The organism is Alloacidobacterium sp., from assembly GCF_035631355.1.
Lineage (GTDB): Bacteria > Acidobacteriota > Terriglobia > Terriglobales > Acidobacteriaceae > Alloacidobacterium.
The window spans coordinates 1-10,024 of sequence record NZ_DASQIX010000089.1; the positions used below are offsets into that span (position 1 = coordinate 1).

10 protein-coding genes and 1 tRNA gene are annotated in these 10,024 nt (G+C 55.4%); 6 read left to right on the forward strand and 5 right to left on the reverse strand.

Annotated features, from left to right (window positions below; genetic code table 11):
- Positions 1 to 227: 227 nt before the first annotated feature.
- Positions 228 to 611, forward strand: a complete 384-nt coding sequence (locus VEV40_RS16260; RefSeq protein ID WP_324833842.1) for a phage tail protein — start codon at positions 228 to 230, stop codon at positions 609 to 611.
- A gap of 320 nt (positions 612 to 931) precedes the next feature.
- On the opposite strand, the gene VEV40_RS16265 is transcribed toward VEV40_RS16260, so the two are convergent.
- Complete coding sequence (locus VEV40_RS16265) at positions 932 to 1,555, reverse strand: MBL fold metallo-hydrolase (RefSeq protein ID WP_324833843.1); 624 nt, start codon at positions 1,553 to 1,555, stop codon at positions 932 to 934.
- A 57-nt stretch (positions 1,556 to 1,612) separates the two neighbouring features.
- Between VEV40_RS16265 and VEV40_RS16270 the strand changes: the two genes are divergently transcribed.
- Positions 1,613 to 1,870, forward strand: coding sequence for a hypothetical protein (locus VEV40_RS16270; protein ID WP_324833845.1), 258 nt, complete (start codon positions 1,613 to 1,615; stop codon positions 1,868 to 1,870).
- Positions 1,871 to 1,872: 2 nt separating this feature from the next.
- On the opposite strand, the gene VEV40_RS16275 is transcribed toward VEV40_RS16270, so the two are convergent.
- From VEV40_RS16275 to VEV40_RS16290, 4 genes are all read right to left on the reverse strand, one after another.
- Positions 1,873 to 3,171, reverse strand: a complete 1,299-nt coding sequence (locus VEV40_RS16275; protein WP_324833847.1) for an amidohydrolase family protein — start codon at positions 3,169 to 3,171, stop codon at positions 1,873 to 1,875.
- An 88-nt stretch (positions 3,172 to 3,259) separates the two neighbouring features.
- Positions 3,260 to 3,553: a preprotein translocase subunit SecG gene (secG, locus tag VEV40_RS16280; protein WP_324833849.1), complete on the reverse strand. Its 294-nt coding sequence runs from the start codon at positions 3,551 to 3,553 to the stop codon at positions 3,260 to 3,262.
- 48 nt (positions 3,554 to 3,601) lie between these two features.
- Positions 3,602 to 3,686 (reverse strand) — tRNA-Leu (locus VEV40_RS16285).
- Between the two features lie 269 nt (positions 3,687 to 3,955).
- A complete protein-coding gene (locus VEV40_RS16290; protein ID WP_324833851.1) occupies positions 3,956 to 4,678 on the reverse strand; it encodes a Crp/Fnr family transcriptional regulator in 723 nt (240 codons plus the stop codon).
- Positions 4,679 to 4,790: 112 nt separating this feature from the next.
- Here VEV40_RS16290 and ric point away from each other — a divergent pair, with 112 nt between their 5' ends.
- The 4 genes from ric to VEV40_RS16310 form a co-directional block, all read left to right on the forward strand.
- Complete coding sequence (ric, locus tag VEV40_RS16295; RefSeq protein WP_324833853.1) at positions 4,791 to 5,507, forward strand: iron-sulfur cluster repair di-iron protein; 717 nt, start codon at positions 4,791 to 4,793, stop codon at positions 5,505 to 5,507.
- Positions 5,507 to 6,823, forward strand: coding sequence for an NnrS family protein (locus VEV40_RS16300; RefSeq protein ID WP_324833854.1), 1,317 nt, complete (start codon positions 5,507 to 5,509; stop codon positions 6,821 to 6,823). Before ric ends, VEV40_RS16300 begins: the two co-directional genes overlap by 1 nt.
- 140 nt (positions 6,824 to 6,963) lie before the next feature.
- Entirely contained in the window at positions 6,964 to 9,198 is a 2,235-nt protein-coding gene (locus VEV40_RS16305; RefSeq protein ID WP_324833855.1) for a nitrate/nitrite transporter, read from the forward strand.
- A partial coding sequence (locus VEV40_RS16310; protein ID WP_324833856.1) for a molybdopterin oxidoreductase family protein occupies positions 9,191 to 10,024 on the forward strand: 834 nt, incomplete at its 3' end. The genes VEV40_RS16305 and VEV40_RS16310, both read left to right, overlap by 8 nt.

Genomic DNA, 10,024 nt, shown 5'->3' on the forward strand with positions numbered 1-10,024 from the left:
CGTCTTCTTGTGCACGTCCAGTCCGATGTAATACATAGTCTCTGAGGAGCCTCCGAGGTTGTTCTCTGGATCAGCCTCATCGCTGAGTCCAGCCTTTCGCAACACCTCGTGCTCCTCTCGACTTATCATCCAAACAATCCGACAAACAAAAGGCATGACTCGTGAGCCATGATGTCTGAAAATGAAAAGGGCATTAGCCTGGGGTCTCTCAAAGGAGCAAAATCTCGATGTCGAATCGCATGGCTCCATATTCGTCCTACAACTACTTGATCAGCCTTGGAGGCACGCCGGTCGGCGGATTCACTGAGATGTCCAAAATTCAGGGCTCTCACAAAGTCAATGACGTTACGTTGAAACGTGGCGTCATCGATTCCGCAAGCCTCTGGAACTGGATCAACAGCGCAAAATCCTCCGGCCCGAACGCAAAGCAGTTGATCACAATCATCCTACGAAATGAAGCGAACCAGCCCATTGAGATGTATAAACTGGCCCAGGCCACCCCAAAGAAATACGCAGGTCCGGCCTTGAGTGGCAAGGGTTCAGGCGATGTCGCGGTTGAGGAACTGGTTCTCGCGTGCGAGAACTTCTCGATCGAAACTCTACTGCGATAGGCCGACGAGCGAAATAGTTGTCAAGCCCCTAACCGTCAAAATAATTTACAAACCACTGAAAACAAGACAAATAAAGACAAGGCGATTTGGCCTGTTATTTCGCTGAAACTGCTATCATTAGAAATAGAGAGGAAGCCCGCGAATCCGCGGGCTTTTCATTTTGACTAGACTAGTGCGGCATGAAGGGATTACCCGCTAAGTGATTGAAAATACTAGAAAGCATCTAAGCACAATAAAATCAAGTGGATAGCCGGGGATGATCCCTCGCTAACCATTGAAAAATAAGGAAAATGGGACGAAAGCAGGGGAGGGGATCAACCTTAGAGAAACGGATTGGACTCCCGCTCTTCCCCGATTGTAGTTGCAGGCCCATGGCCTGGAATCACCCGTGTTTCATCGGGAAGCGGTAGCAGACGGTCATGAATTGACCGCAAAATCGTCCTGGTGTTCCCGCCCGGAAGATCCGTCCGGCCAATCGATCCGGCAAAGAGCGTATCGCCTGCAATCAGCAGCTTCTGCGGAACGAAATGCAGACAGATGCTCCCCGGCGTATGACCCGGAGTGTGCAGCACCTGAGCCGGATACTTCTCCAGTCCGACGATGAGATGGTCCTCGGCGCTGGCATCCGGCGGCGCAACTTCCGGGGTAGCAGTGCCGAGCCAGCCCGCCTGCATCTCCATCATGTCAAGCAGCGGCAAATCATTCTGGTTGAGAAGAATCGGCGCTCCGGTCCGTTGCTTGAGCTTGAGGGCCCCGCCCACGTGATCGATATGAGCGTGGGTGACGACAATCTGGTTCAGTTTGAGCCTGTGCTTTTCCAGGCGAGCCACAATCTGCGGAATGTTGTCGCCCGGATCGATAACCATGGCTTCGCCGGTCGTCTCGTCGCCCAGAATGGTGCAATTGCATTGCAGCAGCCCGACAGGAAAAGTCTCAAGAACCATAGTTTGATTGTCAGCGAAGCTGCCCAAAACACGCAAAATGCGTCACAATGAATCGCTATGGCAATTCGCAAGGAATGGACCGAATGGCATCTGACGCCGCGAGGCTGGGAGCGCGGCGCCTCGCGTGTACACGGGCAGGGCAACACCTGGGTCGAAGAGCCAACCGACCGCGTCTTGAGCTTCGTGTATCAGGAAATGCAAGCCGACGATTCGCCGGAAGTAAAGCGATGGGGCGAGGAAACATGGCGCTCCAGGAAGGCCGACAATATCGACGGCCTTCTTAAGCAGTACGGTCCTGCGCCGGAAAAGCTGTAGTCTTACTGCACCAGAGGCTTTACGACAACTCCGCCCTTCATCACCCAGGCAACGTGCTCCATCACGGTGATGTCCGCGAGCGGATCGCCGGGAACGGCAACCAGGTCGGCATATTTACCCGGCTCAATCGTTCCCATGTCCTTATCGAGTGAGAGCAGTGTTGCGCCGTTGATGGTAGCTGCTTGCAGCGCCTGCAGCGGAGTCATGCCGCCGCGCACCAGCGCGCCAAACTCCTTGGACACAGACTCATCCACGTCGGCGTCGTCCACGCCGTAAGCGATTTTCAGGTGATACTTGAGCGCGCGTTGAAACGCAGGCCCCTGCTCCTTGACGATGGCGATGCCCTTGGCCATGCTGCGCGGATCGCGGCCTTTGGAGAGACCGGTCTCAAGATCGTGCTGAAAGCAATAGAGTGTGGGCACGAGCCACGTCCCGCGCTCGGCCATCATCTGCGCGCCTTCATCGTCGAGCATCGTGCCATGCTCGATGGAGTCAACCCCAGCGCGCACCGCAGCCTTGATGCCGACGGTGCCTTCGGCGTGCGCCATCACTTTGCGCCCGGCGCGATGCGCCACTTCAACCGCGCGCGCCATCTGCGCGTCGCTCAACTCCTGCACGCGGTAGTCGCTGATGGGATCCATAACGCCGCCGGTGGCCATCAGCTTGATCCAGTCCGCGCCATACTTGATGTCGCGGCGCACGACGCGGTTTACGTCATCCACGGTGTCCGCGGTATTCGGCTGCTCAAGGCTAGGCTTGTCCGGTGAGAGGATGTCGCCGTCGCCGTGTCCACCGGTAACCGAGACAAAGCTGCCGGCCGCGACGATGCGAGGTCCCGTGATCAGCCCTTTGGCAACGCCATCGCGCAGCGCAAACTGCGGATACGAGGGATACTCCTCGCCAGCGTCACGAACAGCGGTAAATCCGTGCGCCAGCCATATCTGAAGATTGGCAACGCCACGCACCGTCGCCTGCGGCGCGGAGGTCATCAGATAGTGCCCCGGCGTTTGTGTCGTTGGGTCGGAGAGGATGTGCGCGTGGCAATCGATCAGCCCTGGAACGATGGTGTACTTGCTCATGTCGATAACTGAGTCACCGGCGGGCGCGCTGGCGCCGATGGACTTGATGCGGTCGCCTGCGATCACAATGTAAGCGTCCTTCATTACCTCGCCGCTGCCCACGTCGATCATGCGTCCAGCATGAACGGCAAGTTCTTTGGACGAGGAAGTTTGCGCGCAGAGCGGTATGGAGGCAATGACAGAAAAGGCTAGAAGAAGAGAGAGGGGATTCTTTGGGCTCACCTGGTAGATCCTTAGTTAATCTGTGAGCGTGATGGTAACAGCAAAGGCAGGCTCGATGCCTGCCTTGTTGGTGAAACGAGGTTTCCGGTTACTTCTTGGCAGGAACCGACTGCGTCGTCTTGGTGCCTTCCAAAACCGAGTGTCCGCCTGAGCGCTTCTGCATCAGGATCGTAAGACCGATGGAGGTCAGCATGAAGATGACAGCGCACCATGTTGTGAGGCGTGTAAGTAGGTTGGCCGCACCACGCGGGCCGAAGGCCGTCTGTGATCCCTGACCGCCAAAAGCGCCGGCGAGATCTGCGCTCTTGCCCTGCTGCAGCAATACAACGACACAGAGAACAATACAAACGATGATGTGGATGGCAAGAATCAGATAAAACATGCGCGGTTTTCTTCAGGAACCTCAGAAAGATTAAGTCAGATAACTTCTTGGTGCGGAAGGGGGGACTTGAACCCCCATGCCTCTCGGCGCCACCCCCTCAAGATGGTGTGTCTGCCAATTTCACCACTTCCGCACTTTGCAACTGCTCGATTTTCAAGTACTTCGTCGATGCGCTTGCTTCACAGTTCGCCTGCAAAATGAACGCAATACGTCGATATCTATATTATCGTGGCCAGCCATATACTGCAATGCGAACTCTAGGCAGGCTGCGGTTGAAATTAGGAGAACCTGGCGTAGCCTTCATGAGCGACTTTATGGATTGTGTGATCCGGACGATGCCGTTGACAGGCCTCAGCCTTTCCGAGATTACTTCAGCGCGAGGGGTTCCGGCCCGGTTGAGTGCTAGGAGAGTTGAGTATTTGTTCCATGGCGACGTTTTTGTGCCTCTGAGACGAGTGCTTTGACGTTGAGCACTACAATGCGATGACCGCGGACCTCGATAACGCCATGTTGAACGAGTTTTTGTAATGTCCGCGTCACCACTTCCCGTACTGATCCAAGGCGCGACGCGATCTGCGCGTGCGACAACGGTAAGGAGAACGAAACGCCATCCTGCAATTTCGGCAACGCGAGACGCGCTTCTTCTAGCAGCAACGTGGCCAGCCGCTGACCTACATCTTGTAGAGCAAGCTGCTCGGCAAGCGATGCAACGATGCGAAGCTTCCTGGCCATGTTGGCCAATGCAGCGAGCGCAGCTTCGGGGTGAAGCAGCATGAAACGGTGCACATCTTCAGTTGAAAGAAACAATACGTCCGAGTCTTCGTCGGCCACAGCGTTGGAAGGGTAGGGCCCTCCGTCGAAGACGGCAACTTCTGCCAATATGCCGCCAGCGCGCTCCACATGAATTGTCTGTTCCCGCCCGTCGATGTTTTCACGAAAAGCCCGGATAGATCCTGAAAGCACGATATACATTCCGCTAGCCGGCTCATTGGCGGTGAACAGGATTTGTCCCTGCTTGACCCTGCGCTCGACCGAACGAGCGGCAAGCTCGGCTACGACAGTTTCCGGCAGATTTTGACATAACGATGATTTTGCCAGGACGCGTATGCGCTGTTCACGAGACATTACATTTCATCTTGCGGCATAAGCTTATCGAACAGCAATGGCATGAGTGATTTAAGTCACTGAGCGAGGGCAGAGAAGGCCCTATGCTCAGGATGACCAGGAGGTTTCATTCATGATGATTATTACGGCAGAGACACCAGTGCGCGACATTGCTGTTGAGGCGCCAGACGCGATTCCCGTACTGGAGCAGTTCGGAATCGACTACTGTTGTGGCGGTAAATACACGCTAGCAGAAGCCTGCGCGGGCCGCGACCAGAACGTTGCGATTGTGATCGAGGAACTGGAATGCCGAGGGCAAAACATGGACCAGCCAGAAAACGCCTGGCAGACAGCCCCGCTACCAGATCTGATTGACTACATTGTAGGCAAGCACCACGCGTTCACCCGCGATCAACTCGGTCTCGTCCTGCAACTGGCCGCTAAGGTCGAACGACGTCATGGGGCTGAGTATCCAGAGATTTACAAGGTAAATGAAAAGCTTATGGTTATCAGCGCCGAACTGACACATCATTTTTTCTGTGAAGAGAATGTGCTCTTTCCATACATCAAGCAGTTGAGCTGGAACCAGAAGCCGCTGGCGCAGGCGGTCTTTGGCAGCGTGCAGCAACCAGTCACGCGGATGATGATGGATCATAACCAGACAGGAGATGAGCTTCGCATGCTGCGTGAGGTCACCAATAATTTTCTCCCTCCAGATAGCGCTTGCACGACTCTCCACGCACTTTATCGGGCCCTCGAGGACCTTGAGCGCGATCTGCATCAGCATATCCACCTTGAAAACAACATTCTGTTTCCACGCGCTCTCAAGTTGGAAAGTGAGCGAGCATAATGGCTGCTCATGCATTGCAGCAGCCCACGGATACTGCGCGCAGAGCGATGGAGCGGCACAGTCAAAGGCTGATCATTGCTTTCGTCGCAAGCGGGCTTCTCTTCATGCTTCTTCCGGGAACGTTCCTCGGCGTGTGGAACCTAATCGGCATCTCTGAGCAACATTTGGCCGGGAGCCTGTCACCGGCATGGTTGCAGGCGCATGGGCAGGCACAGATCTTTGGGTGGATTGGCTCGTTCATTCTGGGTATCGGCTTCTATTCGCTGACCAAAATGCAGAGCACGCTTATGTTTCCTGTGCGTGCTGGTTGGATAGCCTGGACGACCTGGACACTAGGTATCACACTGCGCTGGATTGGTGGCGTGACCGGCTGGCATTGGAGAGTTCTGCTGCCAACCTCCGGCATGCTTCAATTGGCGGCATTCATTCTCTTCTATCGTTCAGTGCGGCGGCATCGCCCCTCCAACACAGGCCGACGGAGAGAAGCCTGGATGACAATCGTTTTCGGCGGAACGATTGCTTTTCTTGTTGCGATGATCGTGAATTTGGCAGCAGTAGCCTATCTTGCAATCTCCGGCACTACACCGGCACTGCCGCATCTTCTGGATCAACAACTGATTGTGCTGGCGGTTTGGGGCGTAATTGTTCCAACGATCTGGGGTTTTAACGCTCGCTGGCTCCCGATATTTGCCGGGTTCAAGAAGCCGGGTGATACACGCCTGTTAATTGCTTATGGTCTCAGCATTGCCGGTGTCATCGCTGTGTTTCTTGCATCGTGGGCGATCTCCGCAGTGCTTTTTTTTCTTGCTGCGCTGCTTGCTATCGATGCCCTTCACGTTTGGGAACCAGCGGTGCAGCCGGCAAAGCTGCTGAATGTCCACACTTCGTTTCCGCTTTTTCTCCGCATCCCATACATCTGGTTAGTTGTCTCATGTGTGCTAAGTGCGCTGGCGGTGCTCTCTGACCAAGCGGGCGGCATCTGGGGCGCCAGCCGCCACGCGATTACCGTGGGTTTCATCGCAGGCATGGTATTCGTAATTGGCCAGCGAGTCCTGCCGGCATTTTGCGGAATGCGAATCCTGTGGAGCACACGGCTGATGCTTTGGTCGCTCTTACTCTTGCAACTGGGCTGTGCGATGCGCGTAACATTCGAGCCGCTTGCCTATGAAAATTACTGGAAATTCGGATGGAAAATGCTACCATGTTCAGCGGTTGTGGAATTGACGGCGGTTACCCTGTTCGCCTGGAACATTTTCGCAACGTTGCTTCAGCCTCCCGCACATTTGCGTCTGGTTACAATACATACTTCTCGCTAAAGTGGTCTACTATGCTGGGCAATCGGCACCATTGAAGGTAGTGATACATATATTTGCCATCTACTTTCGAGTTACTATGATGTGGTCAATGACTTAGGCTAACAACACCAAATCTGGCAGTTCACCTATCGAGGACGGATATGGTTGCTGAGAAGAGCCGAGGCGCGTCCACGCAACTGTCATTAGGGACGCTCTCCTTTGTCGTGTGCTTTGCCGCATGGGGGCTGATCAGCGCATTTGCTCCGCGCTTCCGCGAGGCATTACACCTCACTGCTACACAGTCAGCCTTCCTGGTCGCTGTTCCTGTCCTTCTCGGATCTCTGGCGCGCATTCCCATGGGGATGCTCACTGATTTGTACGGCGGGCGAGTGATCTTCACCGTCCTGATGTTCGTCTCCGCCATTCCGCCAATTTGGGCGTCCTTCGCTGCCAGCTACTCCATGTTACTTGCGGCTGCGTTTTGCCTGGGACTCGCCGGCTCCTCGTTTGCCGTAGGCGTAGGCTTTGTTTCACGGTGGTACCCGCCACAAAAGCAGGGAACGGCGCTCGGCATATATGGACTGGGCAACATCGGGCAATCAGTTGTCGTGTTCCTGGGACCAGTCCTCGCAGTGGCGTTTGGATGGCAGCGGGTTTTTCGCGGCTTGTCCGTGTTGTTGGTGGTATGGGCCATTGTGTTCGTGCTGTTTGCGCGGAACTCTCCGGACCGCTCGCAGGCAAAAACGCTTGGCGAAATGGTGGGGCTGCTTCGCCGCGAACGCCTGGCATGGGCGCTGTCAGCTTTTTATGGGCTCACGTTTGGTGGATTTGTTGCATTCTCAATTTACCTTCCGACCCTGCTCAAAGATCAATTCCATCTGAGTCCGACGAATGCCGGATTGCGGACGGCCGGCTTCGTTGTGCTGGCTACGCTGCTGCGTCCTGTGGGGGGCTGGTTATCAGACAGAATCGGCGGAGCGCAGGTACTGTCCGTTGTCTTCTTCGGCACCGTTCCATTCTCTCTGCTGATGGCATGGCCATCCATGGTGCCGTTCACTGCCGGTGCTCTTGGCTGCGCGGCGCTCCTGGGTATCGGGAATGGCGCAGTCTTCAAATTAGTGCCACAGTATTTTGCAAAAGATACAGGAACGGTAACGGGCCTGGTTGGAGCGATAGGCGGATTGGGCGGCTTTTTCCCGCCCCTCCTGCTCGGCATTTTTGCCGACACACTCGGAGTAGAGTGGCCAGGTTTCATACTGCTGTCTCTGACGGCGTTTTTGTTGTGGCGGCTGAACGCGCACGCGCTTCTTGCTTCCGATCGCACCGCTGTCGAACATGCTCCAGTAAGGCAAAGCCGCGCTATGACGCAGGTACGCGCCAGTGTCTGGGCCACCATCTGGACAGGTCTTTTGATTGCGGCGATCGTGGCAGGATCGCGCAACCTGCAGAATTTCGATCCGGCATTGGTGATATATACGTTTGCCATCATCTTCGCTACATGGGGTGTGGCTTATCACTACATCGTCTGGCTTGATAAGCCGCCGACACGAATCTTCTGGCAGCGCGGATGGCAGATTGCCAGAGAGCAGGGATTCTTGCGCAGCTTTAAAAACATCAGCGGACTTTTCGGAACGAATATCTTGATGCAGACGTTTATCCGCCGCCGCTCGCCGTTGCGCTGGTGGATGCACCAGTTCCTGTTCTGGGGCTGTATTCTGGCCGCCGCCATTACGTTTCCGCTGGTTTTTGGATGGCTCTCCTTCGGATCGAAAACCACTGACCAGATGACATATGTGACTTATGTCTTCGGCTTCCCGATAGCATCCTTTCCGCTGAATTCAATCGTGGCGGGAATCGCATTTCATGGTCTCGACATTGCAGCGGTTCTCGTGCTCACTGGCATTTCTCTTGCCTTGTGGCGGCGGTTGCAGGATGTTGGTGCCCAGACGCTTCAGTCGTTCACGCTCGACTTCTTCCCGCTTATCTTGCTCTTTGCGATTTCGGTCACCGGTCTTGCGCTGACTGTCTCGCAGTTCTGGCTGCGCGGTAATCTCTACAGCTTTCTCGCAATTCTCCATGCCATCACCGTGATTGCCGCTCTTTTGTATCTCCCCTTCGGCAAGTTCTTCCACATTTTCCAGCGGCCCGCGCAACTCGGCGCCAAGCTTTACCAGCAGGCCGGAGCGCGCGATGAAGGCGCACGCTGCGCCCGATGCGGCGAGCGGTTTGCATCGAGAATGCAAATAGACGATTTGAAACGCGCGCTGCCTCAGCTCGGATTCGATTACAGCATTCCCGGCCCGGCAGGCTATTGGCAGGAACTCTGTCCGCCATGCAAACGAAAGACGCTGTCGCATGCGCAGCTTCGAGTCAAGGAGACGGCAAACCGTGGCTAAACTTCCGGCTTCCGTGGAAGAGCTCCACGAGCAATTCGGCCCACATCTTCACGCAATACCTCCGGGAGGGTGGTCGGATGAATCGCGCAACCCGGCGGAGAAGTTGGTGAAGACGCATTGCTGTTTCTGCGGCCAACAGTGCGGCATTCAATTGAAAGTCCGCGAGAACCAGGTGATTGGCTTCGAGCCATGGGAAGATTTCCCTTTCAACAAGGGAAAGCTGTGTCCCAAGGGGGTTAAACGCTATTTGCAGGGGAGCCATCCTGACCGCCTGCTCGATCCGCTAATGCGCAGCGAACATGGATTTCGCAAAGCAGGATGGGAAGAAGCGCTCAGTTTTTCCGCGCGACGCATCCGCGAAGTGCAGGAAAAGTACGGCAAGGATGCGGTTGCGGTTTATGGCGGTGCTTCTCTCACAACGGAAAAATCCTATCTAGTGGGGAAGTTTGCGCGTCTGGGCGTGGGTACGCGCCATGTGGACTACAACGGCCGGCTGTGTATGGTGTCAGCAGGCGTAGCTTACAAACTCGCTTTCGGCGTAGATCGCAGTCCGATTCCATGGAGCGATATTCCGAAAGCGGACGTCCTCTTCATCATTGGATCGAATGTCGGCGACTGTTCACCCATTACCACAGATTATGTCTGGCGCTGCCGCGATCGTGGCGGCAAGTTGATCATCGCCGATCCTCGATTGAACCCGATTGCAAGGAATGCGGACCTGTTTTTGCCTCTGCGCCCGGGAACCGATCTGGCCCTGCTGATGGGAATGTTGCATGTGATTTTGCGCGATGGATTGGAGAATTGCCAGTTCATCACAGAGCATACA

Bases quoted from the DNA above. Each gene is read 5' to 3' on its own strand.
- VEV40_RS16260 (WP_324833842.1), top strand. From the start codon at position 228: ATGTCGAATCGCATGGCTCCATATTCGTCCTACAACTACTTGATCAGC.
- VEV40_RS16265 (WP_324833843.1), bottom strand. From the start codon at position 1,555: ATGGTTCTTGAGACTTTTCCTGTCGGGCTGCTGCAATGCAATTGCACC.
- VEV40_RS16270 (WP_324833845.1), top strand. From the start codon at position 1,613: ATGGCAATTCGCAAGGAATGGACCGAATGGCATCTGACGCCGCGAGGC.
- secG (WP_324833849.1), bottom strand. From the start codon at position 3,553: ATGTTTTATCTGATTCTTGCCATCCACATCATCGTTTGTATTGTTCTC.
- VEV40_RS16290 (WP_324833851.1), bottom strand. From the start codon at position 4,678: ATGTCTCGTGAACAGCGCATACGCGTCCTGGCAAAATCATCGTTATGT.
- ric (WP_324833853.1), top strand. From the start codon at position 4,791: ATGATGATTATTACGGCAGAGACACCAGTGCGCGACATTGCTGTTGAG.
- VEV40_RS16300 (WP_324833854.1), top strand. From the start codon at position 5,507: ATGGCTGCTCATGCATTGCAGCAGCCCACGGATACTGCGCGCAGAGCG.
- VEV40_RS16305 (WP_324833855.1), top strand. From the start codon at position 6,964: ATGGTTGCTGAGAAGAGCCGAGGCGCGTCCACGCAACTGTCATTAGGG.